A 25,163-nucleotide genomic window follows, 5' to 3' on the forward strand; every position below is an offset into this window, starting at 1 on the left:
CCCGGCGCGGCGGAGTGGGGCCGGCCGTGGGGCGGCGGGCGCCCCGCCCGCCGCGGCCGGGGGCCGCGGGCGCGGCCGCCCCCCCCCCCCCCCCCCCCCCCCCCCCCCCCCCCCCCCCCCCCCCCACTACTGCGCTCAGGAGAACCGCTGCTGCAGGTGGACCGGGACCTCCTGACCGGCCGCGTCCTTGCCGATCGCCTGGCAGATCGCCTTCCGCAGCGGCGGCCAGTGCGGCCCCTCCCCCGACGGCATGCAGGTCGCGGTGAAGGCGCCGTCCTTCTCGAGGGGCGCGGTGAACCTGGCGTCGGGGTCCATGCCGCTCCGACCCCCGGAGCGGCCGGGAGTCGTCGGTGGTGGCTCAGGCCGCGTCGGCCTCGTCGATGCCGCGGATGACCTCGGCCAGCCCCGACCTGCCCAGCGGCAGCGCGTGCAGCCACGAGTGCAGCAGCGCCAGGCGGCGCTCGGCCGGCATCTGCGGTTCGGCGCCGAAGCGGGCGTCGAGGGCGGACACGGCGCCGTCCTGGGCCGTGGTCAGGGCGCACGGGTAGGCCAGCAGGTGGCCCACCAGGTCCCGGGTCTCCTGCGGGTCGAGCGAGTCGACGACGGCCCAGACGCCGGCACCGTCGTCGCGGACCCGCTGCACCCAGGCGAAGACGCGCTGCTCCGCGACCCGCAGGGGGCGGAGTTCACCGTCAGCCAGTTCACCCCGCCGGACGGGGACGGGTGAGGGCTTGCCCGGCGGGCCGTCCGGCTGCCACCGTTCGGGCAGCGGGGGCCCGATGCGCAGGGCAGGAGGGGCCATGACCGACGAGCCGGTCGTCGTCTACCACAAGCCGGGGTGTCCCTACTCGACGAAGCTGCGGGCGAAGATGCGGCTCACCCGGCTGCCGCACCGGTCCGTCAGCTTCGCCGACGACCCGCAGGCGGCCGCGGAGGTCCGGGCGCGGCACCCCCAGGGCTGGGAGGTCTCCCCCACCGTCGTCGTCCGCGGGCGCTACCTGACCAACCCGTCGCTGCGCGAGGTCCGCGAGGCCATGCGCTACTGACGACCGGTCCGTGGGGTGGGGCACCGATCAGTCCTGCGGCACGGGCCGGTCTCCCTCGACGGCGACCCGAGGAGGCTGACGTGGACGAGTGGTCCGGCACGGGACTGCAGGCGAGGAGCGCGGTCGGCCGGCGGGACGTGTCGTGAGGGCCGCGCGGGTGGCCGCCGCGGCCGGGGCGTCGTTCGTCGCCAGCTCCGCCTGGTACGCCGCGTTCGGCTCCCGGCTCGCCCGGCTCGACGAGGCCTACGCCACGCCCGGCCCGTCGCCCGCGGTGGTCGCGCCGGTCGAGCTGGTCCGCACCGGCGTCGTCGCCACGGCGGTGTCGCTGCTCGCCGACCGGCTGCCCGCGTCCGGCCCGCGCGAGGCGCTCGCCCTGGGCGCCGGTCTGTGGGCCGCCTTCCCGGTGGTGCTGCTGACCGGGTCGGTGGTCCACGAGAAGGTGCCCTGGGAGCAGGCGGCGATCCACGCCGGCGACTGGCTGGTCAAGCTGCTGCTGGTGTCGTCGATCGTCGGGCGCCGGCCCCGCTGAGCAGCCGACGGCCTCCGTCGGTTGGCGCGCAGGTCGCGGGGTAGGGCGGTCGAACGCGGTTCAGCCGGGCCACCGGGGTCCGGCCACGAGGTGGGGAGACAGCGCCATGACACTGCCCGAACGGGAACAGGTGATCGACTGGGTCGGCAGGCCGGTCGTGGACCGCGACGGCAACGAGATCGGCACGGTGACGCACCTGCTCGCCGACGAGGACACCGGCCGGCCCGAGTGGCTCTACGCCGAGCACGCCGGCGCCACCGTCGTCGTCCCGCTCGTGGGCGCCACCGGCGACGGCGGGCGGGTGCAGGTGGCCGTCGAGCGCGGCCTGGTCGACGGCGCGCCGCGCTACGGCGAGAGCCGGGAGCTGACCACCGACCAGGAGGAGGCGCTCTACCGCCACTACGGGATCGAGGCGACGACGGCGACCTCCGACACGCTGCTGCCCGCGGAGGGCGCCGAGCCGACCGCCACGACCACGACCTCCACGACCACGACCGCCACGACGGCGGCCGACACGACCTCGACGGTCCCGACGCCCGCCGCGGCCCTGCCCACGGCCGACGAGGAGGCGCTGCCGCCGACTCCGCCGCCGCCCGTCGCCCAGCCCGGCGACCGGGACTTCGGCCGCGCGGACAGCACCGCGGGCGGTGGGGCCGGCGCCGGGCGGATCGCCGCGGTCGTGGCGGCCCTGCTGGGCGCCGGTGCGATCGGCTTCGCCACGGTGCGGCGCCGGCAGCAGCCGGCCGCCCGGCTCTCGCGCAGCGCGCGGCGGGCGAGGCGGAGCACCGGGCGCACCACGGCCGAGGCCGGCCGGAAGGCCGGCCGCAAGGCGAGGAAGGCCGGCCGCAAGGCGAGGAAGGCCGGCCGCCGGGCGCGCGCCGTCCCGGTCACGGGGCGGGCCCGGCTGCAGCAGGCGACGGCCGGGGTGGCACCGGCGGTGCTGAGCGCGACCCAGCAGGTGCGCGAGGCGGCCCGGGCGGGCGCCGCCGGCGTCGGTCCGGTCGTGCTGAGCGCCACCCAGCAGGCGCGGGAGGCGGCCCGGACGAGCGCCGCCGGTGTGGGGCCGGCCGTGACCACCGCCGCCCACCAGGTCCTCGACGTCACCCGCAGTGGCACGGCGGCGGCCGGGCCGGCCGCCGCGAACGTCGCGGCGCAGGTCCTCGGGGCCACCCGCAGGGGGGCCCTCGCGGCCGCTCCCCTGGTGGCGACCACGGGCGCGGCGCTGCGGCAGGTGGCCGACGAGGGCGCCGGCGTGGCGCGTCAGGCGCTCGCGGCCGGAGGTGAGCTGGCCGCCACGGCGGTGTCGCGGGCCGCCGAGGCCGGGGCCGAGCTCGGGCAGACCGGGCTGCGGGCGGCGATGCGGGCCGAGCGCGCCGTCGGGTCGGTGCCCGAGGAGGTCGCCGAGGCCGGCCACCGGCTGAAGAAGAAGGGCAAGCGACTGGTGCGGCTGACCGCGTTCGGGCTGGGCGCGGGCACGGGCTACGTGGTGGGCGCCGGCTACGGCGACTACGAGCAGATCCAGCGCGCCGCCGGCCGGGTCACCGGCCGCGTCACCGGCCAGGCCTGACCGCAACCGGCCGGGTGCCCGCTCCACGCGGGCACCCGGCCGGCTCGTCGGTCAGCGGCTGCCGCCGCCGATCATCGGGTCGTCGCCGTCGCCGCGCACCGTGCGCTCGACGCCCTCCGTCGACGTCGTGCTGGTGTAACCCTCGGCGTCGGACTCCGGGACGAGCACGTCGTCGCGCACCACCGCGTCCGGCGGCGGCTGGTCGACGACGGTGACCTCCTCCGGCTGGACGACGCCCTCGGGCCGCTGCTCCGGTGCGGGCGCGGGCTGGGACCGCTGCTCGCCCGACGACGACGTCGCCGCGGCGGCCGCGGCGGCCGCGACCCCGGCGACGGCCGCCGCCGCGCCGGCGACGACCTTGCCCGACACACCGGCCTTGCCGCTGTCGCCGTGGGACTGGAAGGCGGTCTCGGCGGTCGGGGTGCCGACGTCGAGGTCCTCGTTGATCGACCCGCGCCACGCGCCACTGGCGTAGCCCTGGCTCTCGACCAGGTTCTTGAACCGCTCGAGGTCGGACCGCACCTGCCGCTCGACGATGCCGAGCTTGTCGCCGACCTGCTCGACGACGCCCTCGGGCTCGTACTCCAGCTCCAGGTAGACGATCGTGGATCCGGCCCCGGCGGGCTCGAACCGGACGGCGCCGGCGTTGGTCGCGCCCTCCGTGGCGGCCCAGGCGACCTTCTGGTCGGGCACCTGCTCGAGGACCGCGGCCTCCCACTGCCGGCGGACACCGGCGATCTCCGCGACCCAGTGCAGGCGCCGGTCGTCGAGCTGGCGGACCTCCTTCACCCCGCCCATGAAGTGGGGGAAGTCCTCGAACTGGGTCCACTGGTCGTAGGCCGTGTGCACCGGTACGTCGACCTGGATCGACTTCTCCACCTTGGTGGTCATCGCTCGCCTCCTCAGTCGCAGGACGGACGGGACGTGCGTTACCCCTGGTCGGAGTGCACAACCACCTGCCGTGATCGCCTGCGGCGGGTGGGACGGGTGGGGCTCCCGCGTCCCGGCCCGGACCCGCCCGGCCGATGAGGGGGACATGCGCGCCAGCCACGTCGCCACCGCCCTCGCCGCCTTCACCGCCGGGGTCACCGCCGCCTCGGCCCTGCACCGCCGCGCCGGCCGTCCGGCTCCGGCTCCCGCCGTCCCCGTCGCCGCCGAGCCCGCCCCGGTCGCCGCGCCGGACGCCGTCGTCCTCGCCTTCCCCCGCCCGGCGCTGGTCGTCGAGCAGCCCGCGCGGCCGGCCGGCCCGGCCCGCTGCGGCGACAGCGGCGGGGTCACCAAGGCCGGTGCGCCGTGCGCCGCCCGGGCCACCGACGGCGGCCGCTGCCGCCACCACCCGCTGGCCGCCTGACAACGGTCGGCCCACCGCGGTAGACAGGGGCGTGGGCGCACGCCGGGGAGCCGAGGTGCTCGACCGGCGCGCGCTCAACCGCGCCACGCTCGCCCGCCAGCTGCTGCTGCGGCGCGACGGGCGGGACGCGTTCGACGCCGTCGACCACCTCGTCGGCCTGCAGGCGCAGGAGCCGCAGGAGCCCTACGTCGGGTTGTGGTCGCGGTTGGCCGGGTTCACGCCGGGCCCGCTCGCCGAGCTCCTGCTCGGGCGCCGGGTCGTCCGCACACAGCTCATGCGCCGCACGCTGCACCTGGTCACCGCCGAGGACTGCCTGCACCTGCGGCCGGTGCACGGGTCGATGCTGGTCGCGCGCATGACCGGGGTGCTCGGGCGCCGGCTGCCGGGTGTCGACCTCGACGAGCTGGCCGCCGCCGGGGAGCCGCTGTTCGAGCAGGAGCCGCGGCTGCTGCCGGAGGTCGGCCGGCTCCTGGCCGAGCGGTGGCCCGACCCGCTGCCCCGCGACCTCGGCGACGCGCTGTCGAGCCTGGTGCCGCTGGTGCAGACACCGCCGCGCGGGCTGTGGCGGCAGCAGGCCCCGGCCCGCAACACGACCGTGCGCGCCTGGCTGGGGCGCGACCTCGCCGACGGGCCGTACGACGACGTCCTCGACGCGCTGGTGCTGCGGTACCTGCGGGCGTACGGGCCGGCGTCGAGCGCCGACCTGCGCGCCTGGTGCGGGCTCAGCGGGCTGCCGGCGGTGGTGGCCCGGCTGCGGCCGCAGCTGCGGTCGTTCCGCGACGAGCGGGGGCGGGAGCTGCTCGACGTCCTCGACGCGCCGCTGCCCGACGGCGACCTCCCCGCGCCGGTGCGCTTCCTCCCGGCGTTCGACAACGCCGTCCTCGGCTACGACGACCGCTCGCGCGTGATCGCCGACGAGCACCGCGGTCTCAGCGTCGCCGGGGCACGGGTGGTGTTGGTCGACGGCTTCGTGGCGGCCACCTGGACGAGTGCCGCCCGCGACGACGGCGGCGTCGCGGTGGCGGTCGCGCCGCTGCGCCCGCTCACCGCCGCCGAACGGACCGAGGTCGAGGCGGAGGGCAGCGCGCTGGCCGCCTTCCTCGGCGACGGGGTCCCCGGCGCGGTCACGGTCACCTCGCCGGGCTGAGCACCACCCGCGCGGTGGCTTCCCCCGCCGCGCCGGGGACGCCAGGCTGGGCGCGTGCCCAGCGAACTGCGACTGACGACGACGCTCGAGCCCCGCGGGCCGGCCGCGGCGATCGTCCTCACCGACGAGCAGGTGGCCGGCCTCGGCGCCGGCCGCGCGTTCCCCGTCCGGCTCACGATCGGCCCGGTGACCGTCGAGGGCCGGCTCGCGCGGATGGGCGGTGAGAACCTCGTCGGGCTGAGCAGGGAGCGGCGGACCGCCCTCGGCGTCGAGGCCGGTGACACCGTCGACGTGCTGATCGCCGTCGACACCGCCGAGCGCACCGTGGAGGTGCCGCCCGACCTGGCCGGGGCGCTCGCGGCGGCGGGCGTGCGGGACGCCTTCGACCGGCTGGCGCCCAGCCACCGGAAGGAGCACGTGCGGTCGGTGGTCGAGGCGAAAAAGCCCGAGACCCGGGCCCGCCGGGTCACCGCCGTCGTGACCGCCGTCTCCGGCTGACCCGGCCGGCGCCCGGTTTGACGTGGGCCGGGCGCTCGGCGAGGGTCGCTCCCGGTCGTCCCACCGCGAGATGAGGTGCCGTGGAAACCGACGTGGTCATCGAGGTCCCCAAGGGCTCGCGGAACAGGTACGAGTACGACCAGCGGCTCGGCCGGATCCGGCTGCGCCGCACGCTGTTCACCGCCACCGGCTACCCCGGCGACTACGGGTTCGTCCCGGACACCCTGGCCGAGGACGGCGACCCGATCGACGCGCTGCTGCTCCTCGGCGAGCCGACCTTCCCCGGCTGCCTGGTGCGCGCCCGGGTCATCGCCGTCTTCTGGGTCAACGACGAGCGCGGCCCCGACGCCAAGCTGCTGTGCGTGCCGGCGCACGACCCGCGGATGACGCACCTGCAGGAGCTCGAGGACGTCCCCATCCACCAGATCGCCGAGATCTGGCACTTCTTCGAGATCTACGAGGCGCTGGCGCCGGAGAAGTCGGCCACGACCCGCGGGTGGGAGCGTCGGGCCCAGGCCATCGCGGCGCTGGAGGACGCCCAGCGCCGGTTCGCCGAGCAGGCCGGCGCCGCCGCTGGGTGACGCCGGCCGGCCGACGTCACCCGGCCCGGCGGATCAGGCGCGCCGCGCGGTCAGCAGCAGGTACTCCCACTCCATCGCCGTCCCGGTCCCGCGGTCGTACCGCTCGGCCAGCGCGGCGAGGTCGCGGTCGAGGGCCGCGGTCCGCTCGGGGTCACCCGCGACGTTGCGGTAGGTCGCGATCGTCGGCCCGTAGACCGACTTCCACCAGTCCCGCCAGGCCTCCGGCGTCTCCCAGCCGGCGACCGTCACGGTCTTCCGGCGCGCGACGACGTCGGTGACCCGGTCGCCCAGCAGCTCCCGCACGTGCTCCTCGTCGCCCCACAGCGGCGGCGGCTGGGCGCCGGGGGGCGGCGGGGGCGCGTAGGGCCGCATCGTGCGGAACATCTCGCCGACGAAGCCCTCCGGCGTCCAGCTGACCAGGCCGATCCGGCCGCCGGGACGGCAGACGCGCACCAGCTCGTCGGCGGCCTGCTGGTGGTGCGGCGCGAACATCACCCCGACGCAGGACAGGACGACGTCGAAGCTCGCGTCGGCGTAGGGCAGCGCCTCGGCGTCGCCCTCCTCCCACGCCAGCTCCACCCCCTGGCGGGCCGCCGCCTCCCGCCCGGCCGCGAACAGCTCCGGGGTGAGGTCGGAGGCCACGACCTCGGCGCCGGTCAGGGCGGCGGGGATCGCGGCGTTGCCGGTCCCCGCGGCGACGTCGAGCACCCGTTCGCCGCGGCCGACCCCGGCCGCGTCGACCAGGACGCGCCCCAGTTCGGGGATGACGTCCCGGGCCACGGCGGCGTAGTCGCCCAGCGCCCACATCGCGCGGTGCCGGGTCTTCAGGGCGCGGTCGGTGGTGGTCGCGTCGACGGTGTCGGTCATCGGTCTGCTCCTCGTGGTCGTGCGGGTCGTCCCGCGCGACGACCGTCGTCCCACCGCGTTGCAGGCCGGCTGCACCCGGGATGCAGCAGTCATGCACGACCGGACGGGACCCGGCCGGCCGCGATCCGGCCCAGCGCCGCCCGCGCGTGCGCGACGGCGGCGGCCTCGACCGCCCGCACGTCGGCGGCGACCGGCACGTCCGGTCCGGGCGGGCCGAGCGGCGAGGGCTTGCCGGCGGCCAGGAGGTGGCCGTGCAGGACGACGGCGTCCGCCGTCGCGTCGACCCGGTGCAGCAGCCGGGCGACGTAGCGCAGGTTGAGCCACTGCTGGGTGGCGTCACCGACCCGGTCCCAGTGCGCGAGGACGGCGTCCAGCGCCCGCGCGGCCACCGCCGGGTCGCCGTGCACCGCACGCGTGGCCGCCGCCTCCATCATCGCGATGCCCTGCCACCAGAAGTTCCGCACCGCCGCGGCCAGCTCCTCCGCCTGGTCGAAGAGCGCCAGGGCGCGGTCGGGGTCGGACTTCTTCAGCACCAGCCCGAGCGCGTAGCGGGCCATCGACTGCGCCGTCGGGTTGGCCGTCGCCTCCGCGACGTCGAGGCTCTCCCGCGCGGCGGCCAGCCCGCGCTCCGGACGGCGGTCGACCGCGTGGCAGACGGCGACGTAGTACAGCGTCCACACCAGCCGGATGCGGTCGCCGTCGGCGCGGGCCCGCTCGGCCTCTGCCGTGTAGTGCGCGAGCGCGGCGCCGACGTCGCCCTCGTAGAGCGCCACGTCGGCGAGCACGTCCCCGGGGTAGGCGATGCGCGCGGTGCCGGGCGGGGGTCTGCGGTCGCCGGCCAGGCGCGCCGTCCCGACGGCGTGCGGGAAGTCACCGCGATTCCACGCGCCGCGGGCGGCAGCGCCGACGGCGGCCGGGTATCCCGGGTGGCCGGGGTCGACCACCGGCAGCAGCTGCTCGGCCCAGGCGTAGGCCTCGTACCCCACCCGCAGGTGCACCAGCTCGGGCACGGCCGTCACCAGCCGCAGCGCCAGGTCCCACTCGCGGTCGGCCGCCGCCCGGGTGAAGGCGGTGCGCAGGTCGTCGTAGACGCCGAGCGCCTCCTCCGCCCACGCCCGCTCGTCCGGACCCTGCAGTCCCCGGCCGGCCCGCTCGGCGAGCTCCACGAGGTAGACGACGTGCCGCCGGGCCAGCCCGGGCGCCTCCCCGGCGGCCTCGGTGCGCCCCCGGCCGTAGGCCCGCAGGGTCTCCAGCAGGCGGTAGCGGCTGTGCACGCCGCTGCGGGCCTCCACCATCGAGCGGTCGACGAGCCGGGTCAGCCGGTCCAGGACGTCGTCCTCGGTCGCCTCGGGGTCGACGACGCGGTGCACCGCGCGCAGGTCGGGCGCCCCGGCGAACACCGACATGCCGCGGAAGAGCCGTTGTTCCGGCTCGGGGAGCAGCCGGTAGGACCACTCGATCGCGGCCACCAGGCTCTGGTGCCGCGGCACCGGCCCGCGCCCGCCACCCAGCAGCGGGGCGCCGTCGAGCCGGCGGGCCACCTCTGCCGGGCTCATCACCCGCATCCGGGCCGCGGCCAGCTCGATGCCCAGCGGCAGGCCGTCGAGCCGGGCGCAGATGGCCGCCACCGCGTCGGCGGCTGCCGGGTCGAGGCGGAAGTCCGGCGTCGCCGCCCGGGCCCGCTGCACGAACAGCGCGGTGGCGTCCTCCAGCGGCAGCGGCGGCACCGGCCACACCTGCTCGCCCTCGACGCCGAGCGGCTCCCGGCTGGTGGCGAGGACCACCACCCGGGGACAGTGCTGCACGATCTCGGCGACGAGCGCGGCCGCGTGCGGCAGCACGTGCTCGCAGTTGTCCACGACCAGCAGCAGCGCGCGCCCGCGCAGGTACTCCAGGACGGTCTGCTCGATGGACAGACCCGACCGCTGCCGGATGCCCAGGGCGGCGGAGACCGCGTCGCCCACCGGGCTGCCCTCGGGGAGGGCGGCGAGCTCGCACAGCCACACCCCGTCGGCGAACCGGGTCCGGTCCCGGGCCGCGACCTCGACCGCCAGCCGGGACTTCCCCGCTCCCCCGACGCCGGTCAGGGTCACCAGCGGCCCGGCCCGCAGCGCGGCCAGCACCCGCTCGACCTCCCGCTCCCGGCCGACGAAGCCGCTCGCCCGCCGCGGGAGGTTGCCCGGCGACGGCGTCGCGGCGAGGGCGGGGTCGTGGACGAGGATCCGCCGGTACAGCTCCCGTGCCGGTGCGGCGGGCTCGACGCCCAACTCCTCGCCGAGGCGGGTCCGCAGCTCGTGGAAGGCGGCGAGCGCGTCGGCCTGGCGGCCGGTGGCGTACCGCGCCCGCATGAGGGTCACCGCGGGCCGCTCCCAGGACGGGTGGGCACGCACCAGCGCCTCGAGCTCGGGCAGCGCCTCGGCCGGGCGGCCGAGCTCCACCAGCGCGTCGGCCCGGTCGGCGGCGGCGGCCGTGCGCAGCTCCGTCAGCCGGGCGACCTCGGGCGCGGCGAACTCCTCGTCGGCGAACTCGGCCAGCGCGTCGCCCCGCCACAGGCCGAGGGCCGCGTCGAGGTCGGCCAGCGCCCGCCCGTGGTCCCCCGCCGCGGCGGCGGTCCGGGCGCTGCGGACCCGCTGCTCGAACTCGGCGGCGTCCAGGGTCGCGTCCTCGAGCGACAGGCTGTACCCCGGCGGCTGGTGCCGCAGCGGCGCGGCGGTCCCGAGGACGCCGCGCAGCCGGGAGACGTAGGCGCGCAGGGCGGTCAGGGCGCCGTCGGGCGGGGTGTCCCCCCAGACGGCGGCGACCAGCCGGTCGGCGGGCACCACGTCACCGCGGGCGACGAGCAGGACCGCCAGCAGGGTGCGCGGCTTGTGCCCGCCGACGGCGAGCGGCCCGGCACCGTCCTCGACCCGGAGCGGCCCCAGCACCGAGAAGCGGACGTGCGCTGGTGCTGTCATCGCCGCCTCGCCTGCCAGCGGGTCGCCACGGGCGCGGCCGACCCTAGCGGCGGCCCGCGGCGCGGGGCCAGGGCGATCCGCCGGGCGGCGCCGCGGTCAGCCCGCCGCGGCGGCCAGCGTCGGGAGGTTGCCCATCGCGGCGACGGCCTGCTCCCGGTAGCGGGCGAGGACGGCCTGCCGGTGCTCGTCGTCCCGGTCGACGGCGGCGACGATCTTGCCGAACCCGTCGAGCCGGGTGCCGCGGATCCACCGGCGCAGCTCGCGGTCCTGCGACCAGTGGAACTGGTTCCACATCGTCGTCAGCACCGCGCCCGCGTAGTCGTCGAGGGTGTGCGGGAAGGCCACCGGCCCGCAGAGCCGGTTCTTGTGCTCCTCGTCCTCGTGGTGCGCCTCGACCCAGGCGGTCAGTGCCGCGCTGAAGGCCGGCTGGGGCAGCCGCAGCATCTGCACGACGATGCGGTCGCCCTGGAAGACCGGCTGCACCGGGCGGCGCCGGACGGCCGAGGCGGTGCAGTCGACGAACAGGGTGCCGGGCGCGACGGCGACCTCGCCGTCGTCGAGGACCATCCGGCCGGCCTCCAGGGCACGCACCCGTCCGAGGCGGACCACGTCGCGGATCCGGCGCAGCACCTCCACCTCACCGGGCGCCACCGTGGCCAGGTGGAACATGCCCGGCGTGCGCTCGCGGTCGACGCGGGTCAGCGCGCCGCAGGCCTCCAGCCGCAGGAACAGGTCCTCGGTGGAGGTGGCCGTGGCAAAGGCCGCCATCTGGTCGGCCTGCCCGCCGATCACCTCGTCGAAGAACTCCGGCGCGGGCTGGGTGGTCACCCGGTTGACCAGCCAGGAGTCGCGCGGCACGACCCAGGTGATCGAGTCGGGGTCGGCCCCGGCCTGGACCAACCACACGCAGGTGTCCATCGCCGTCTTGCCGGCACCCAGCACGGTGAAGCGGCCGGGGGGCGGGGCCTGGTCGGTCCACAGGCCCGGCAGCGCGTTGGGCGGCACCAGCCGCACGCCGGGTGCCACCCCGAAGGACGGCGTGTGGGTGGAGGGCACCGCCGGGCCGTTGTAGGTGGCGTCGACGACCCTGCGGCGCACCCGCACCCGCGTGACGGCGCCGGACAGCAGCGAGCGGAACCGGCCCTCTCCCTCGTACTCGCACATCGGGTGGTAGGCCACCCGGCCGCTGGGCACGAGCCGGGCGTTGACCACCCGGTCGTAGTAGCCGCTGATCTCCGGTCCCGAGGCCAGCTCGTAGAGCCCGGCGTTCAGGCCGGTGGTGTCCTTGCGCCCGCTGCCGAGCTCCATCGAGCCGACGCCGTAGAAGGCCGAGGGCTGGTGCAGCGTGACGAAGGGGTAGGCGTCGTTCCAGTGGCCGCCGGGCTTGCCGTGCCGGTCGACGATCGTGACGTGCGCGTCGGACTCCTCGACCAGCGTGTCGGCGAAGGCCAGGCCCGTGGCACCCGCGCCGATCACGAGGTAGTCGGTGTCGATGACCGAGGGCTGCATGGCGGACACGGTATAACAGTGTCATGACACTGTCATCCGGTCCGTGGCCGGAGCCACCGGACGCCGACCGGCGCACCCGCGTGGTGGAGATCGCCGCACGGCTGCTCGCCGAGGAGGGGCCGCACGGGCTGTCGCTGCGCCGCCTCGCCACCGCCGCGGGCGGCTCGACGCAGCTGGTCTACACGCTGTTCGGCGGCAAGCCCGGCCTCGCCGACGCCCTCTACGCCGAGGGCTTCCGCCGGCTCGGCGACGCCGTCCGCGCGGCCCTGGCGGCCGACGCGGCACCGGCCGGCGACCCGGCGCGGCTGCTCACGCTGGCGGGCGCCTACCGCCGGTTCGCCGCCGCCGAGCCGGCCTTCTTCTCGGTGATGTTCGGCCCGGTGATCCCCGGGTTCGTCCCGAGCCGGGCGACCCGGACCCTCAGCCGGGAGCGGTCGTTCGGCCAGGTCCTCGCCGTGGCGCAGGAGTGCCTCGACGCCGGGACCCTGCGCGCTCCCGGCGCGCTCGCCCTGGCCCAGGCGTGCTGGACGGCGACCCACGGCGTCGCCGCGCTCCGGCACGCCGGGCTCCTGGAGGGCGACCCCGACGACCTCGGCGACGCCCTGGTGCGGACGGTGGTGGACGCCCACCGGCCCTGAGCGATGAGCCCGGGGCCGCCGCGCGGTCTCCCCTGCCGGCGGCACGGCGCCGCCGGTGAGGGAGGTGGGCGCGGTGGAGATGAAGCTGGAGCTGGTGCCGGTCCCGGTCGCCGACGTCGACCGGGCGAAGGCCTTCTACGTCGAGCGGCTCGGCTTCGTCGAGGACGTCGACGTCACGCCCGCCGAGGGCGTGCGGGTGGTGCAGCTGACGCCGCCGGGCTCGGCCTGCTCGATCGGCATGGGCACGGGGCTGCCGGCCTACGACGACGTCGCGCCGGGCTCGGTCCGGGGCCTGCACCTGGTGGTCGCCGACATCGAGCGCGCCCGGGCCGACCTCGTGGCCCGCGGCACGGACGTCGGCGAGGTGGTCGACGTCGGGGGTGGGGTCAGGTACGCGTGGATCACCGACCCCGACGGCAACACCCTGACCCTGCAGGAGATGGCCTGGCGGACCGGCGAGGCCTTCTGACGGCGCGTGTGGCCGGGACCCCGGGCGGGGCCCCGGGCGGGGCCCCGGCCACACGGCCGGTCGGGTCAGGTCACGGCGTGCCGGAGCGCTCGCCCTCGTCGACGGGGATCTCGTCGATGACCACGTCCTCGTCGGGCCGGCCCGGCGAGGTGCCCTGCGGCGCCGGACGGGTCGGGGCCACCTGGCCGTCGGGGTACGCCAGCGCCTTCCCGAACAGGGTCAGGTAGGCGATCCGGTAGACGTCGACGTTGTCGAACCGGTCGGCGAGCCGCTCGTCGACGACGTCGGCGGCCAGCCCGTCGGCCCGGGTGACCACCCCGCCGGTCAGGTCGGCCGTGCTGGCCCAGGCGACGCCGAAGGCGAGCTCCTGGCCGAACTGGTCGGGCTCGGTGACGAACGGCGCGGTCCCCCGGCCGTAGCGCCCGTCCAGCTCGTTCTGCGGGGCCTCGGGCTCCTCGACGCCCACCGACTCGCTGCCGGGGTTGACGTCGACCGACCCGACGGCGTCCGAGACGTCCTCGTCGACGTTGTACGCGGAGGCCTGGATGCCGCCCGCCGTGCCGTCGGCCGCGGTGAGGACCGTGGTCGCCGGCTCCCGGTCGAGGAACTCCTGGGCGACGCCGATCACCTCGTCGGCCCAGCGGGCCTCGACCAGGGTGCCGATCGCGTTGTCGGCGTTGGCCATGTTGTCGGTGCCCTCGACCTCCCACACCGTGGCGAAGGACCGGCCGGTCTCCTCGCTGTGCGCCTCGAGGACGGTGGTGGCCAGCGCCGCCATCTCCGGCGCCGTCGGCGGCCGGTACCCCGGCGTGCCCGGCTCGGAGCCGTAGAGGACCAGGTTGGTCTCCTTGGCGTCCTCCGGGACGCTGGGGTCGACCAGCCCGGCGTCGACCAGCTCCTCCTCGGAGACGGCGTTGAAGACATCCTGGCTGGCGAAGAGCGCGAGGACCTCGAGGTCGGCCGGGTCGGCGTCCCCGGATTCGACGGCCTCGGCCAGCGCCTCGAACTCCGCGCGGGTGCGGACCACCGTGTAGCCCTCGTCGACGGCGGCCTGGGCCAGGTTGAGGCCGTCGGTACGCAGCCCGCCGGTGGCCGAGGGGCCGTCGTCGTCGAGGGTGTCGCCGGGAGCGCGGTGTACCACGCAGGTCGTCGGGATCGTGGCGACCGGGTCGCCGTCGCCGGCCAGGGCCGCGTCGATCTCCTCCTGCGAGCAGACCGGCGTGCCCTCGGGGAAGAACAGGTCCTCGCCGCCGCCCATGACCACCACGGGGTCCTGGTCGGCGTCGTCGAAGCCGGGCCGGCCCTGGACGAGCTGGCGGGCGATCTCCAGCGCGGAGGCGTCGGTCCGCTCGGTCACCTCGGTGAGGAAGGCGGCCGTGCCGGGCTCGGCGACGTCGCCGTCGTTGACCACGCCGATCGGGTGCCCGGCGTTGCCGGCCTCGCGCAGCCAGCTCCCGGCGTACCCGGACAGGGCGTTGACCGTCCGCGGCTCCTCGGCGTCCCCGCCGAGCACGTCCTCGGCACTGGAGTCGGTGCCGAAGGAGTCCGGCGCGTCCACCTTGAACCCGAAGGCGTGCGTGGTGGCGCCGCCGTTCGAGGAGGTGGTGAGGATGTCCGACGCGTGCCCGCGGTAGGGCACCGCCGCGGGCAGCCGGTCCCAGTTGCTCGTGGCGTCCGGGCCGTACCAGTAGGCGCGGGCCAGTTCCCACAGGGCGGCGTCGGCGCCGTCCGGGTGGATGAAGATCATGTTGCCGGTCCCGTCCGACGGCCCGCGGCCGTCCGTGGCGTTCGCCCCGGACGGTGCGACGACGGCCGCACCGACGACGGGCAGGGCGAGAGCCGCCGCCCAGTGCCTTCTGCGCATGCGAGAGGTCCTCCGTTGCTCGGCCGGCGGCGGCTGCCACCGGTCCCGCGGGACCCTCCGTCAGCGAGCGGCACGGCAGGTGTCGGGAGAGGCCATCCAGACGGCGTCCGGGTGAACACGGGGTGCGCCTGCCGCGTCGTCACGGAGCACCACCGGTGCCTGACCGTGCGTCAGCCCGCCCGTCCCGGTCCTCCGCCGCCCGGCCGCGTCGGGGCCCGGGCGAACCGGGCGGGACGGCAACCCCGCAGGTCGGCCTCGTCGACGGCGGTCACGATCTCCGCAGCTGCCAGTCGGCCGACGACGGGAGCGAGCGTCACCCCGGAGTGCATCACCGCCAGGTACAGCCCCCCGACGCCGGGGAGGGGACCGACGACCGGTTCCCCGTCGGCCGGCATCGGGCGCCACCCGATCCGCACGCTCAGCACACGCACGCCGTCGGCACCGGAGAACGCCGAGGTGACGCGGCCCAGCGTGCGCCGTCCGACCCGCGCCAGGTCCGCGTGCGTGACCTCGCCGTCGTACCCGACGGCGGCGAGGAGCGTCCCGTCGGCGCCGTGACGGACCTCCACCTCCGGGGCGGCCACCAGGGTCCGGACCACGGCCCGCGGCGCGGTGAACCGCACCAGCAGGGCCGGGGAGGGGGTCACCGGCACGTCGACCCCCAGCGGCGCGCACAGCACCGGGACGTCCGCCCAGGTGGCCAGGACGACCGTGCCGGCCGGCAGGACGCCGGCCGAGGTGTCGACGCCGACCACCCGTCCGGACGCCCTGCGCACCGCGGTGACCGCCGTGCCCACGCGGACCTCGGCCCCGCGTCCCCGGGCCGCCTGCAGGAGCGCCTCGGTGACGGCGACGGGGTCCACGGCGCCGTCACCGGGGACGTGCACCGCCCGGGCGGGTGGCCGGCGCAGACCGGGCTCGATCCCGGCCACCTCGGCGGCGGTCACCAGCCTCTGCTCTGCGGGATCGGGGAGCGCGGCGTCCGCGGCCGTGGTCCCCGACCACGACAGCGAACCGGTCCACCGGACGCGGACACCGGGGACCTCGGCCTCGAGCCGGCGGTACTCCCGCGTGGCGGCCCGCCGCAGGGCCGCTGCCGGTCCCGCTCCGATCCCGGACGCACCGATCCACGCGAACGACTCCGCCGTCGCGCCGGACCCGGGCAGCGCCTCGTCCACGACGGTCACCGCGGCTCCCAGGCGGGCGGCGGAGAAGGCCACCGAGGCGCCGACGATCCCGGCACCCACCACGACCACGTCGGGCATCCGCGGACCTCCTCCGCGTCGGGTACCCCGCGCGAGGATTCACCACGTCGCCCCTCCGTCCGCGAAGTACCCGCTCCGGGCCGTTTGCGGACAGTCCTGTCGCGATACCTCTACGGGCAGGCCGTTCCGACTCGGCGACCCCGAGGACGACGGTCCGCAGGCCGGGGCGACCGCGGGCGTCCACGTCGACACGACGACGACAGCCGCGGGAGCCGACTCGAGACGACTGGAGACTCGCGATGGGCAAGCTGTCAATGGCACTCGGCCTCGGTGTCGGGTACGTGCTCGGCACGCGCGCCGGGCGGGAGCGCTACGAGCAGATCGCACAGGCCGCGACCCGGTTCATGGGCCGGCCGGAGGTCCAGCAGACGCTGGAGAAGGCCAGGGACGCCGCTCCGCCGCAGCTGCAGAGCAGCATCGACAAGCTGACCGGACAGGCCTCCGGCGGCCAGGGCTCCGGCGGCCAGGGCTCCGGGAGCCAGGGCGCCGGGAGCCGGGGCACCGACGTCGGGACGGTCGGCACCGGGACCACCGTCGATCCGGTCGTCCCCCTGGAGGCCGACGTCGTGGTACCGCCCTCCCCGCCGGTGGGCGGCGCGGGTGACCCCGGGCTGACCGACCCCACGCTGCCGGACCCGCTGGTCCCGCCGGCCAAGTCGGACGGCTCCCCCGGCCGCCCCTGACCGCCGTTCCGCCGGTGCGGGTGGGCGATGCCCCGCCCGCACCGGCGCACCGTCACGCCGGCGGGCGCCGGACGGCCCACCAGCCGTACGCGCCGGTCCCGACGACCACGGTGAGCATCGCCGCGTAGGCCCACTGCACCGGGTCGCCCCGCATCTCGTCCTGGTACCGGAGCAGGACCGCCCACTGGAAGGCGCCGAAGGCCGCGTACGCGATGGCCGGGACCCGCAGCCGGTGGAGGTCCCCTTCCCGGATCACCAGTCCGGCGCCGAGTCCCAGCGCGATCAGCCAGGCACCCAGCACCTGGGCACTGAGCGGGGTCACGGGCCAGGGCCAGAACTCCGCCATCGGCTCGGTCCCGTGGTGGACGGTCGTGCCCACACCGAAGAGCACCGCGCCGACGGTGCCGAGCACCAGGCTCTGCGCGGCGAGCACCCCGCGCAGCCAGGCCGGCATCGGGCTGCGGACGGGGCCGGGTCCTCGGCGCCCCCGCTGCCGGACCAGGACGGCGAGGCCGCACACCGGCACCGTCAGGTACACCGCCACCCAGACCCAGGCCGCCGCCTCCGCCACGGGGTCCGCGGCGGTGAGGTGCAGCTTGTGCGCGTGCCAGTACGTCGCCGCGAGGGTCAGGACCGTGAACGCGGTGACCGTCGCCACCGCGACGCGGACCTGCTCCCACGAGCGCTGGCGCAGGGACAGCACCGACAGGACGAAGCCGGCGGCGTAGGCGCCGCCCAGGAAGGCGACGGTCGGCTGCTGCTGGATGGTCCACGCCCAGTGCTGCTCGGTCTCGTCGCCGTGGACCAGCAGCTGGTGGGTCGCCAGCGCGGTGAGGAGGGCGAAGGCGGCCAGCAGGAGCCGGGGACCGGCCCCGAGGGAGCCCTCCCCCGGCGTGGGGCGACCGTCCGGCCCGGGCAGCACGCGCTCGGCGTCGATCGGTCGCACCGTGTCGGTCATCTGTCCGGTCCGCGTCGTCGTGCGGAGGTCCGTCTCATGCGACGACGGTGCGCCCGGACCGTTGCAGGCCCGCTGCAATCCGGCTGGAGCGTCGCGCAACCCGGCTGTCACACCCGGAGCGCGGCCGGTGTCTCCATGTCGTAGCCACTGACGACTGGAGGAGACATGGTCAGCACCACGCGGGTCCCCCCGACCGAGATCACCGGCCTGTACGGGAGCCTGCTCAAGAGGTTCAGCCGCAGGCTGTTCGGCCAGGTGCCGGAGGGCGCCGCGGTGATGTGGCACCACCCGGCCGTGCTCAAGGACTCGATGTCCTTCGGGCGCAGGGTCGACTCGTGGGACCGGCTGGACCCGCACCTGGCGACGTTCGCGGCGATGGCCACCGCCGGCGTCGTCGGTTGCGGCTTCTGCCTCGACCTGCACTACTTCCTGACCCACGACCGCGGCCTCGACGAGGCCAAGGCGCGGGAGGTGCCGCGCTGGCGCGAGTCCACCGTCTTCACCCCGCTCGAGCGGCGGGTGATGGAGTACGCGGAGGCCATGAGCCAGACCCCACCGGCCGTGACCGACGAGATGTCGGCCGCCCTGCTGGACGAGCTGGGGCCCGCCGCGCTGGTGGAGCTGACCGCCAGGATCGGCTTCATGAACTCCAGCGCGCGCGGCAACGTGGCACTCGGCATCCGGTCACAGGAGTTCTCGGCGTCCTGCGGCCTGCCGCCCCTGGCCGCTCCGGCGGCGGACGGCGTGGCGCCGGCGTGACCCAGGACCCGTTCGTCGCCCACCGCGGCCTGCTGTTCACCGTCGCCTACGAGATGCTCGGGTCGGCCGCCGACGCCGACGACGTCGTCCAGGAGACGTGGCTGCGGTGGGCGGAGGCCGACCGGGCCGCGGTGCGCGACCCGCGGGCGTACCTGGTGCGGATCGTCACCCGCCAGGCGCTCAACCGGCTGCGCACCGTGGCCCGCCGGCGGGAGGACTACGTCGGCGAGTGGCTGCCCGAGCCGCTGCTGACCGCCCCGGACGTCGCCGAGGACGTCGAGCTGGCGGAGAGCGTGTCGATCGCGATGCTCACCGTGCTCGAGACGCTCGGGCCGGTCGAGCGCGCGGTCCTGGTGCTGCACGAGGTGTTCGCCGTGCCCTACGACGAGATCGCCGTGGCGGTGGGCAGGTCGGCCGCCGCGGTGCGGCAGATCGCCCACCGCGCGCGCGAGCACGTGGCCGCGCGCCGCCCGCGGATGGAGGTCAGCCGCGCCGAGCAGCAGCAGGTCGTGGACCGGTTCCTCGCGGCACTGACCGGGGGCGATGTCCAGGGACTGCTGGACGTGCTCGCACCCGACGTCGTGGCCGTCGCCGACAGCGGCGGCCTCGCGCCCGCGGCCCGGCGCCCGATCGCGGGCCGGCAGCGGGTGGCCGCGGCGCTGTCCCACTTCGCGCGGCTGGTGCCTCCCGTGGAGATCACCACCCCGCTGGTCAACGGGGCGGTCGCCGCCCGGATCGACCCGGGCGGCGAGTTCGACACGGCGATCACCTTCGTCGTCGACGACGGCCGGATCACGCGGATGTACGCGATGCGCAACCCGCACAAGCTCGGCCGGCTGGACGAGGTCGCCGACCTGCGCCGGTGAGGCCCCTCGGCCGTCCCCTTCCACGATCGGGTCCCGGTCCGTGCGACGCTCGCACGGACATCCCGTGCGCCCGGGACGCACCCGTCCGGATCGGGGAGGGACATGGCGTTCATCCTCGGGGTCTTCGACCTGCTCGCGTACGCGATACCCGGCTCGCTCTACCTGACGACGTTCGCGTACGTGGCCCACCGCGCCGGCTGGATCGACGTCCCGGGCCTGCTCGGCGTCCCGTCGGTGCTGCTGCTCGTCGGCGTGGCCGTGCTGGCCTTCCTGGTCGGGGTGGCGTCCTCGCCCCTCGGGAGCTGGAGCGACCGGGTCAACCCCTTCGGCTCGATCGGCCTGCCCGAGGGAGCCAAGGAGGAGTTCCTCCGGCGCAATCCGGTGGCGGCCTCGCGGAGGTTCCTGCACCTGGACCCCTTCACCCTCCTCGCCGCGCTCGAGGCGGACGACAGCGAGGCCGCGGCAGAGGTCTCCCGGTTGAGGGCCACCGGCCAGATGCTCAGCCGCTCGGTGCCCGCCCTCGTGCTGGGCGCCGTGACGGCGTGCGTGGAGATCGCCACCGGCGAACTGCGGCTGTTCGCCGGGCTGACCGCCCTCGTCCTGGCACTGGTCGCGGCAGGGTGCCTGTACCAGTCCGCGGTCTTCCGCCGGTGGGCGGTCGTGCGGACGTACGAGTTGTCCTACTGGAACGACACGCTGGACGCGGGGCTCCCCGACAGGGAGCAGGACTCCGCCTCCTGATCGAGACGCTCGGTCAGCCGTCGAAGTGCACCCGTGACGAGCACGGTCGTCCTGCTGGCCGTGCCGCTGGCCTTCGGCTCCTGGGCGCGGCAGCGGTAGCGCCTGGGACGACACGCCCACCCGGCACGCTGTGAGGGCATGCAGGGCCAGACGTCGGACGGTAGCCGTTCGCAGTCAGCACCGAGGTGGTGTGGTCCTGACGAGACGCCGCACGGGTGCATCCGGGGCCGCTGTACGAGGCGCGTGGTCGGTGTTCGCCACCGCCACGACGTTCCCCCGAGGCGCCGGAGCCGGCGGACCTGCTGGGCGGGGACGCCCCAGCAGGTCCGCCGGCTGCCGGTCCCGGGATCACGCGTCGGGCGCCACCAGCTCGGGCAGCTCGGCGTCGAAGAGAGCCGCGAAGGCCTCCGCGGACAGGATCGCCCCCTGCGGTCGCGCGTCGTTGGCGAGAGCGGCCGCCCAGGCGGAGGCGCGCATCCGCTGCTGCGGGGTGCCGTGGTGGTTGGGGTCGTCGAAGAAGCAGTCGCCCACCTCGTAGAAGGTCTGTTCGGCCTCCAGCACCCGGCGGGTGTTCAGCGCCAGCCCGCGGGCGTGGACGGCGTAGTAGGTGGCGTAGGCGTCGGCCATCAGCTCGGTGCGCCGGGTCGCCTCGGCTCCGGTCAGCGGGGACTCGAACAGGCCCAGCTCGAACTGGATGTGGTGGCCGAACTCGTGCGCCAGGACGAGGCGCGGACCGACGTCACCGATGCCGATGGCCTCGAGGAAGTCGATGACGCCGTCACCCATGATGATCTTGTCGGGGATCGAGGCGAGCAGCGGGTCGGACTCCCCCTCGCCGCTGAAGGCGAAGGCGTTCAGGGTGAAGATCGGGTTGTCGCCACCCTGGAACGCCGGAACGGAGGCGACAGTGTCGGCGATGTACCGGGCCCGCTCGGCAGCGTCGGCCTCCGTGTACCCGAAGGCCACGACGAGCACCCGCGCGACCCGGTCGACGTCCAGGAGGACGTCGCCGTGCATGGCGAGGAGCTGGATGTCGTCCGAGTCGATGTCCCAGAACCGCCGCAGGTCGCGGAAGGTGTTCTGCAGCTGCCTGGCCTGGCCCTCGAGGGCGTACTCGGGGTCGGAGGCGGTCCCGAAGAGGAGGGCGTCCAGCGTCGGGATGTCGAGAGCCTCGGTGGTGACCAGGAACTCCAGCTCGGACTCGGTGAGCTGGCCCAGCAGATCCTCGAAGTAGGCGTCGAGGGCGGTGGGTCCGCAGACGTGGTCGCCCGGGTCGATCGCCTGCTCGACGAGCCGGTGGGCGGGCGTCTCGACGCCGAACCGGTCCGCCGGTGCGGCGGAGGCGGTCGGCGCCACGAGCCCGATCGTGAGGAGGGTGGTGGCGAGGAGCACGATCGCCCCACGCAGCCGGGTGATCACCATGGGACTCCCTGTCGTCGTCGGCGGCAGCGGTGCCGCGGCAGCGGGTGTGAGCCGCGTCACCCTAACGGGCGATGGCGTTCCGCTGCCGTGATCGCTCCGTGGCCGACCGTCGAGCCGCTCACGTCCTCGTTCCGGGTCGCGCTGGAGGACCGCGCGGGCTGCACAGCCGGTCCGGCGACGTCCGGAACCCCTGTGTCGGCTGCATCGACGGGCGCAGCCAGATGGCGCGAAGCCGGGCGGACACGGACGCGCGCAGCCCGCTGGAGTCACGGCGATCTGCACCTGGTCGTGCGGCAGCAGTCGCCGACCCGCGCCGGTGACGACCGCACTCCTCCCCACCTGGGCTCCCCGACCGGACCGGACGTCGCATCGTCCGCTCCGCGTGAGGCACGTACCTCCGGCGGCGGCCAGGCTGCTGCACCGGGCGGGACGGTCCTGCCGGGAAGGGGGCAACGCCATGACCAGTGCCTTCCAGAGTCGACCGGAGGCCAACTGGCAGGCCGAGGCCCACGTCGGCGCCTACGGCTACGCCGAGCGGCCGACCGGCTGGGCGGCGTGGATCGTCTTCGCGGGCGTCCTGCTGGTGCTGAACGGCCTCTTCGCGGTGATGGCGGGCCTCACCGCGCTGGTGAACGAAGAGTTCTACGTGGTGCGACCGGAGGCGTTGCTCGTCGACGCGGACTACGCCGTCTGGGGCTGGGTGCACCTCGTCCTGGGGGTGGCGGCGATCGCCGTCGGCGCGGCCTTGATGCGCGGGAACCGCCTGGCGCGTGTCGTGGCGGTGGTGCTGGCCGCGGTCAACGCGCTCGTGCACCTGGTGTTCCTGCCGGCCTACCCGTTCTGGTCGGCCCTGGTGATCGCGTTCGACGTCCTCGTGATCTACGCCGTCACCGTGCACGGGGAGGAGGTCGCCTCGACCTGAGGCGGTCCGCCCCCGACACGTCGCCGCCCCGCCCCGGGGGTTTCACGACCAGGGCGGGGCGGGCTCGGCCCCGTGGTACCACCGGTGCGCGCTCCCCAAACACCCGACCGAGGGCCTGCCGTGCCGCGGGTTCAGGTCCGCAGGGTCTGGCCCGGGAGCACGCCGTAGGCGGCGCGGTAGGCGGTGGCGAAGCGGCCGGGATTGGCGAAGCCCCACCGGGTCGCGATGACCGCGACGGTGTCCCCGCGCGTCGGGTCGGCGCGTTGCAGGTCGCGGCGCGCGAGTTCGAGCCGTACCCGACGCAGGTACCCGAGCGGTGTCGTGCCGAGGTGCCGGCGGAACCCGTACTGCAGGGCGCGGGCGCTCGTGCCGGCCGCCGCCGCGATCTCGCTCAGCGGGAGCGGCAGGTGGGCGTGCGCGTCGATGTGCGCCACCGCGCGGCGGACCGTCGCCGGCGTGACGGTGCCCGGGCCCAGCACGTGCTGACGGGTCATGGTCGTGTTCGGGAAGGTGTGCAGCGCGCCGGTGGCGACGGTGCGGGCCATCTCCTCCGCGCACAGCGGCGAGTTGAGTGGCGACACCGGGTCCATCAGCGCTCCGGTGACGAGACCGAGCAGTGACCTCCAGTACCGGTGCATCGGCGCCGAGACCGGCGTGATGCCGCGGAACCGGGCCTCCGCTGCGGGCACCTCTGTCGTCTCCTCGGCCACCCGTCCGACCCGGAGCGGGTAGAACGCGACGTCCCCGGCGGACGCGGTGGTCCCGGCACCGGGACTGCCCACCTGCACGCTGCCGGCGTGCACGACGAAGAGCACGTAGTCCTGGAAGCCCTCGGTGCTGGTGCCGGCGTAGTCGATGGAGGTGCGCACCCGGTCGGCATCGAGCACGGGTGTGTCGTGGGTCAGCGCCGAGAACCGCGCACCGTTCCTGATCGGCGCGAACCGCGACCTGGTGTCGGCGTACACCTGCCGGATGAAGGCGGTGACCTCGGCTTCGTCGTGGGACGAGAACGACGATCGCCGGACGAGATCAGGCTGTGTCTGCGGCGCCGGCACACTGCCTCCCGAGGCGCGGCGGCGAAGGGCGGCTGCTGACCCGACGGACAGATCACGCAGCCAGGGGCCGCCGGACGAAGTACCGGCGCGGGACCTCCTGGTCAGCGCACCGGCGGTGTGTGACCGCGACCAGGCGTCTGGTGGAACCCGGGGTCCACCGAGAACGTAGTTCGGGCGGGTCCAAGCGGTGGCCCGCCCGAGCGCCTCGTCCCGCCGGTCAGACGTTGAAGCGGAACGAGATCGGGGTGATCGGGAGACGACGGACGTCGACGGAAAGCACGAATGACCTGCGCTCGCCTCGTTGAGGATTGTTGCCTCCAGTTGGGCGGAATCGGCCGAGTTGCGGACTCTGTGCGGACTCCTTGCCACGCGGTCGCGCGTGTCGACCCTGCCTACGCCTCGGTTGCCGCGGCCAGCGCGATTGCAAAGGGACCGCCCGCCGAGCAGGTCGCCCAGCGTGGCAGCACGTGGCCACGTGCCGCCGCAGGCGTTACGGGTGGTGGCAAGCACGCGCCGCGGTAGGTGAGGGCCCTCATCCGGCCCCGCACGCGAAGTCTTGGCTGGGGCCCTGTGCGGAAGGGACTCGAACCTGCAGTGTCGTCATCAGAGCGGGTTGGGGGGATGACTCAGTTCCGCGGCAACTTGAAGCCGCGCCTTCGGGGCGTTGTTTCTGTCAACGCGCAGACGCCACGGTTTTGGTCCTACAGTCGAGTGCGTGTCGCCGTCAGCAGCAAGGGACAACTCCAAGGTGAGTCGGCCGTTAACCATCCTGCTAGTCTTAGCCCTTCTTGGGCTACTAGTGATCTCGATCGAACCCTTGCCGACCTGGTTACTGTCTCAGCGCGAGGCCGATTGGGAGGCCTTGACCGCTGATCAGCGCTTCCAGTATGAGGCTACCCTCCGAACAATACTAATCCAGGCGGTTGGCGGCCTGGTCCTTGTTGTTGGCGCAGTGACGGCAATACGGCAACTGGGCCTCGCCCGCAACCAGGCGAGAACCGCTTCGGAAACTCAATACGTCGACGCCTTCACCCGCGCACTCACTCAGGTGTCAGGCGAGACGGATGCTGTGCGCGTCGCCGGGGTTTATGCCTTGGACCGCCTCCTCAGCTCCAAAGCGACAGGCAGCGAACAAATCTGCGACGTCCTCCAACGGTTCGTGCGCCAGGAGCCTGCCAGGAACGGAACGGCCAGTCCGGCTGCGGAAGTAGCCATACGACGCTTGGCCGAGCATGGAGCCGATCGCAACTTTCGGGGGGCCACGCTTCCACGGGCTGACCTCAGGGACGTGAATTTGGAGGGAGCGACCTTCCAAGACTCGGACCTGCGAGAAGCGGACTTGCGAGGCGCCATCCTAGCTAGGGCTGATTTCCGTGGCGCAGATCTTTCCCGGGCAAAGTTTGACGTTGAAGCCCTGCAACAAGCGGATACCCGGGGCGCCCGAGGACTACCACCCAGGGCTTAATCCGTCT

The 25,163-nt window shown here is 75.3% G+C and carries 26 protein-coding genes; 15 read left to right on the forward strand and 11 right to left on the reverse strand.

Features of this window, described 5'->3' with window-relative positions:
* Positions 1–135: 135 nt before the first annotated feature.
* Positions 136–315, reverse strand: coding sequence for a hypothetical protein (locus tag ACI78U_RS15150; protein WP_456876159.1), 180 nt, complete (start codon positions 313–315; stop codon positions 136–138).
* Between the two features lie 43 nt (positions 316–358).
* Positions 359–802 (reverse strand): hypothetical protein, encoded by a 444-nt coding sequence (locus ACI78U_RS15155; protein WP_456876160.1) that lies wholly within the window; start codon positions 800–802, stop codon positions 359–361.
* Here ACI78U_RS15155 and ACI78U_RS15160 point away from each other — a divergent pair.
* From ACI78U_RS15160 to ACI78U_RS15170, 3 genes are all read left to right on the forward strand, one after another.
* A complete protein-coding gene (locus ACI78U_RS15160) occupies positions 801–1,046 on the forward strand; it encodes a glutaredoxin family protein (protein WP_456876161.1) in 246 nt (81 codons plus the stop codon). The two genes, ACI78U_RS15155 and ACI78U_RS15160, sit on opposite strands and share 2 nt — an antisense overlap.
* 142 nt (positions 1,047–1,188) lie before the next feature.
* Complete coding sequence (locus ACI78U_RS15165; RefSeq protein WP_456876162.1) at positions 1,189–1,575, forward strand: DUF1761 domain-containing protein; 387 nt, start codon at positions 1,189–1,191, stop codon at positions 1,573–1,575.
* A gap of 106 nt (positions 1,576–1,681) precedes the next feature.
* Positions 1,682–3,142: a PRC-barrel domain-containing protein gene (locus tag ACI78U_RS15170; protein WP_456876163.1), complete on the forward strand. Its 1,461-nt coding sequence runs from the start codon at positions 1,682–1,684 to the stop codon at positions 3,140–3,142.
* Between the two features lie 51 nt (positions 3,143–3,193).
* On the opposite strand, the gene ACI78U_RS15175 is transcribed toward ACI78U_RS15170, so the two are convergent.
* Positions 3,194–4,033, reverse strand: a complete 840-nt coding sequence (locus ACI78U_RS15175; protein ID WP_456876164.1) for an SRPBCC family protein — start codon at positions 4,031–4,033, stop codon at positions 3,194–3,196.
* Positions 4,034–4,178: 145 nt separating this feature from the next.
* Here ACI78U_RS15175 and ACI78U_RS15180 point away from each other — a divergent pair, with 145 nt between their 5' ends.
* The 4 genes from ACI78U_RS15180 (at position 4,179) to ACI78U_RS15195 (ending at position 6,719) form a co-directional block, all read left to right on the forward strand.
* Positions 4,179–4,493: a hypothetical protein gene (locus ACI78U_RS15180; protein WP_456876165.1), complete on the forward strand. Its 315-nt coding sequence runs from the start codon at positions 4,179–4,181 to the stop codon at positions 4,491–4,493.
* A gap of 55 nt (positions 4,494–4,548) precedes the next feature.
* Positions 4,549–5,640: a winged helix DNA-binding domain-containing protein gene (locus ACI78U_RS15185; protein ID WP_456876166.1), complete on the forward strand. Its 1,092-nt coding sequence runs from the start codon at positions 4,549–4,551 to the stop codon at positions 5,638–5,640.
* Between the two features lie 54 nt (positions 5,641–5,694).
* Positions 5,695–6,138 carry a YdeI/OmpD-associated family protein gene (locus tag ACI78U_RS15190; protein WP_456876167.1) on the forward strand — a complete coding sequence of 148 codons (444 nt, stop codon included), beginning with the start codon at positions 5,695–5,697 and terminating at the stop codon, positions 6,136–6,138.
* Between the two features lie 80 nt (positions 6,139–6,218).
* Positions 6,219–6,719 carry an inorganic diphosphatase gene (locus tag ACI78U_RS15195; RefSeq protein WP_456876168.1) on the forward strand — a complete coding sequence of 167 codons (501 nt, stop codon included), beginning with the start codon at positions 6,219–6,221 and terminating at the stop codon, positions 6,717–6,719.
* 33 nt (positions 6,720–6,752) lie between these two features.
* Here ACI78U_RS15195 and ACI78U_RS15200 read toward each other — a convergent pair whose 3' ends face one another.
* From ACI78U_RS15200 to ACI78U_RS15210, 3 genes are all read right to left on the reverse strand, one after another.
* Positions 6,753–7,586 carry a class I SAM-dependent methyltransferase gene (locus tag ACI78U_RS15200; protein WP_456876169.1) on the reverse strand — a complete coding sequence of 278 codons (834 nt, stop codon included), beginning with the start codon at positions 7,584–7,586 and terminating at the stop codon, positions 6,753–6,755.
* 89 nt (positions 7,587–7,675) lie between these two features.
* Entirely contained in the window at positions 7,676–10,540 is a 2,865-nt protein-coding gene (locus ACI78U_RS15205; protein WP_456876170.1) for a BTAD domain-containing putative transcriptional regulator, read from the reverse strand.
* Positions 10,541–10,636: 96 nt separating this feature from the next.
* Entirely contained in the window at positions 10,637–12,049 is a 1,413-nt protein-coding gene (locus tag ACI78U_RS15210) for an NAD(P)-binding protein (protein WP_456876171.1), read from the reverse strand.
* A 23-nt stretch (positions 12,050–12,072) separates the two neighbouring features.
* On the opposite strand from ACI78U_RS15210, the gene ACI78U_RS15215 reads away from it, so the two are divergent.
* A complete protein-coding gene (locus ACI78U_RS15215; protein ID WP_456876172.1) occupies positions 12,073–12,687 on the forward strand; it encodes a TetR/AcrR family transcriptional regulator in 615 nt (204 codons plus the stop codon).
* A gap of 79 nt (positions 12,688–12,766) precedes the next feature.
* Positions 12,767–13,156 carry a VOC family protein gene (locus ACI78U_RS15220; RefSeq protein ID WP_456876206.1) on the forward strand — a complete coding sequence of 130 codons (390 nt, stop codon included), beginning with the start codon at positions 12,767–12,769 and terminating at the stop codon, positions 13,154–13,156.
* A gap of 70 nt (positions 13,157–13,226) precedes the next feature.
* Here ACI78U_RS15220 and ACI78U_RS15225 read toward each other — a convergent pair whose 3' ends face one another.
* Positions 13,227–15,020, reverse strand: coding sequence for an alkaline phosphatase (locus ACI78U_RS15225; protein WP_456876173.1), 1,794 nt, complete (start codon positions 15,018–15,020; stop codon positions 13,227–13,229).
* A gap of 170 nt (positions 15,021–15,190) precedes the next feature.
* Complete coding sequence (locus tag ACI78U_RS15230) at positions 15,191–16,285, reverse strand: NAD(P)/FAD-dependent oxidoreductase (RefSeq protein WP_456876174.1); 1,095 nt, start codon at positions 16,283–16,285, stop codon at positions 15,191–15,193.
* Positions 16,286–16,524: 239 nt separating this feature from the next.
* Here ACI78U_RS15230 and ACI78U_RS15235 point away from each other — a divergent pair, with 239 nt between their 5' ends.
* The gene (locus ACI78U_RS15235; RefSeq protein WP_456876175.1) at positions 16,525–16,968 is read left to right on the forward strand and encodes a hypothetical protein; all 444 of its coding nucleotides are present in this window, start codon (positions 16,525–16,527) and stop codon (positions 16,966–16,968) included.
* Between the two features lie 52 nt (positions 16,969–17,020).
* Here the strand turns inward: ACI78U_RS15235 and ACI78U_RS15240 are convergent, their stop codons facing one another.
* On the reverse strand, positions 17,021–17,926 hold the full coding sequence (locus ACI78U_RS15240; RefSeq protein WP_456876176.1) for a hypothetical protein: 906 nt from the start codon (positions 17,924–17,926) through the stop codon (positions 17,021–17,023).
* Positions 17,927–18,091: 165 nt separating this feature from the next.
* On the opposite strand from ACI78U_RS15240, the gene ACI78U_RS15245 reads away from it, so the two are divergent.
* The 3 genes from ACI78U_RS15245 (at position 18,092) to ACI78U_RS15255 (ending at position 20,292) form a co-directional block, all read left to right on the forward strand.
* Positions 18,092–18,685, forward strand: coding sequence for a carboxymuconolactone decarboxylase family protein (locus ACI78U_RS15245; RefSeq protein ID WP_456876177.1), 594 nt, complete (start codon positions 18,092–18,094; stop codon positions 18,683–18,685).
* On the forward strand, positions 18,682–19,551 hold the full coding sequence (locus ACI78U_RS15250) for an RNA polymerase sigma-70 factor (RefSeq protein ID WP_456876178.1): 870 nt from the start codon (positions 18,682–18,684) through the stop codon (positions 19,549–19,551). Before ACI78U_RS15245 ends, ACI78U_RS15250 begins: the two co-directional genes overlap by 4 nt.
* Before the next feature lie 102 nt (positions 19,552–19,653).
* Positions 19,654–20,292: a hypothetical protein gene (locus tag ACI78U_RS15255; RefSeq protein ID WP_456876179.1), complete on the forward strand. Its 639-nt coding sequence runs from the start codon at positions 19,654–19,656 to the stop codon at positions 20,290–20,292.
* A gap of 348 nt (positions 20,293–20,640) precedes the next feature.
* On the opposite strand, the gene ACI78U_RS15260 is transcribed toward ACI78U_RS15255, so the two are convergent.
* Positions 20,641–21,714 (reverse strand): hypothetical protein, encoded by a 1,074-nt coding sequence (locus ACI78U_RS15260; RefSeq protein ID WP_456876180.1) that lies wholly within the window; start codon positions 21,712–21,714, stop codon positions 20,641–20,643.
* 457 nt (positions 21,715–22,171) lie between these two features.
* Here ACI78U_RS15260 and ACI78U_RS15265 point away from each other — a divergent pair, with 457 nt between their 5' ends.
* The gene (locus tag ACI78U_RS15265) at positions 22,172–22,636 is read left to right on the forward strand and encodes a DUF7144 family membrane protein (RefSeq protein WP_456876181.1); all 465 of its coding nucleotides are present in this window, start codon (positions 22,172–22,174) and stop codon (positions 22,634–22,636) included.
* Between the two features lie 131 nt (positions 22,637–22,767).
* Here ACI78U_RS15265 and ACI78U_RS15270 read toward each other — a convergent pair whose 3' ends face one another.
* The gene (locus ACI78U_RS15270) at positions 22,768–23,601 is read right to left on the reverse strand and encodes a helix-turn-helix domain-containing protein (RefSeq protein ID WP_456876182.1); all 834 of its coding nucleotides are present in this window, start codon (positions 23,599–23,601) and stop codon (positions 22,768–22,770) included.
* 1,249 nt (positions 23,602–24,850) lie between these two features.
* On the opposite strand from ACI78U_RS15270, the gene ACI78U_RS15275 reads away from it, so the two are divergent.
* Positions 24,851–25,156: a pentapeptide repeat-containing protein gene (locus tag ACI78U_RS15275; RefSeq protein ID WP_456876207.1), complete on the forward strand. Its 306-nt coding sequence runs from the start codon at positions 24,851–24,853 to the stop codon at positions 25,154–25,156.
* The last annotated feature ends 7 nt before the right edge of the window (positions 25,157–25,163 follow it).

This window comes from Geodermatophilus sp. SYSU D00710 (assembly GCF_054050195.1).

Excerpts from the sequence above, each read along its gene's own strand:
- ACI78U_RS15205 (WP_456876170.1), bottom strand. The coding sequence starts at position 10,540 with ATGACAGCACCAGCGCACGTCCGCTTCTCGGTGCTGGGGCCGCTCCGG.
- ACI78U_RS15210 (WP_456876171.1), bottom strand. The coding sequence starts at position 12,049 with ATGCAGCCCTCGGTCATCGACACCGACTACCTCGTGATCGGCGCGGGT.
- ACI78U_RS15225 (WP_456876173.1), bottom strand. The coding sequence starts at position 15,020 with ATGCGCAGAAGGCACTGGGCGGCGGCTCTCGCCCTGCCCGTCGTCGGT.
- ACI78U_RS15200 (WP_456876169.1), bottom strand. The coding sequence starts at position 7,586 with ATGACCGACACCGTCGACGCGACCACCACCGACCGCGCCCTGAAGACC.
- ACI78U_RS15265 (WP_456876181.1), top strand. The coding sequence starts at position 22,172 with ATGACCAGTGCCTTCCAGAGTCGACCGGAGGCCAACTGGCAGGCCGAG.
- ACI78U_RS15170 (WP_456876163.1), top strand. The coding sequence starts at position 1,682 with ATGACACTGCCCGAACGGGAACAGGTGATCGACTGGGTCGGCAGGCCG.
- ACI78U_RS15220 (WP_456876206.1), top strand. The coding sequence starts at position 12,767 with ATGAAGCTGGAGCTGGTGCCGGTCCCGGTCGCCGACGTCGACCGGGCG.
- ACI78U_RS15230 (WP_456876174.1), bottom strand. The coding sequence starts at position 16,285 with ATGCCCGACGTGGTCGTGGTGGGTGCCGGGATCGTCGGCGCCTCGGTG.
- ACI78U_RS15255 (WP_456876179.1), top strand. The coding sequence starts at position 19,654 with ATGGCGTTCATCCTCGGGGTCTTCGACCTGCTCGCGTACGCGATACCC.
- ACI78U_RS15215 (WP_456876172.1), top strand. The coding sequence starts at position 12,073 with ATGACACTGTCATCCGGTCCGTGGCCGGAGCCACCGGACGCCGACCGG.
- ACI78U_RS15175 (WP_456876164.1), bottom strand. The coding sequence starts at position 4,033 with ATGACCACCAAGGTGGAGAAGTCGATCCAGGTCGACGTACCGGTGCAC.
- ACI78U_RS15235 (WP_456876175.1), top strand. The coding sequence starts at position 16,525 with ATGGGCAAGCTGTCAATGGCACTCGGCCTCGGTGTCGGGTACGTGCTC.
- ACI78U_RS15155 (WP_456876160.1), bottom strand. The coding sequence starts at position 802 with ATGGCCCCTCCTGCCCTGCGCATCGGGCCCCCGCTGCCCGAACGGTGG.
- ACI78U_RS15180 (WP_456876165.1), top strand. The coding sequence starts at position 4,179 with ATGCGCGCCAGCCACGTCGCCACCGCCCTCGCCGCCTTCACCGCCGGG.
- ACI78U_RS15240 (WP_456876176.1), bottom strand. The coding sequence starts at position 17,926 with ATGACCGACACGGTGCGACCGATCGACGCCGAGCGCGTGCTGCCCGGG.
- ACI78U_RS15150 (WP_456876159.1), bottom strand. The coding sequence starts at position 315 with ATGGACCCCGACGCCAGGTTCACCGCGCCCCTCGAGAAGGACGGCGCC.
- ACI78U_RS15160 (WP_456876161.1), top strand. The coding sequence starts at position 801 with ATGACCGACGAGCCGGTCGTCGTCTACCACAAGCCGGGGTGTCCCTAC.
- ACI78U_RS15245 (WP_456876177.1), top strand. The coding sequence starts at position 18,092 with ATGGTCAGCACCACGCGGGTCCCCCCGACCGAGATCACCGGCCTGTAC.
- ACI78U_RS15260 (WP_456876180.1), bottom strand. The coding sequence starts at position 21,714 with ATGGTGATCACCCGGCTGCGTGGGGCGATCGTGCTCCTCGCCACCACC.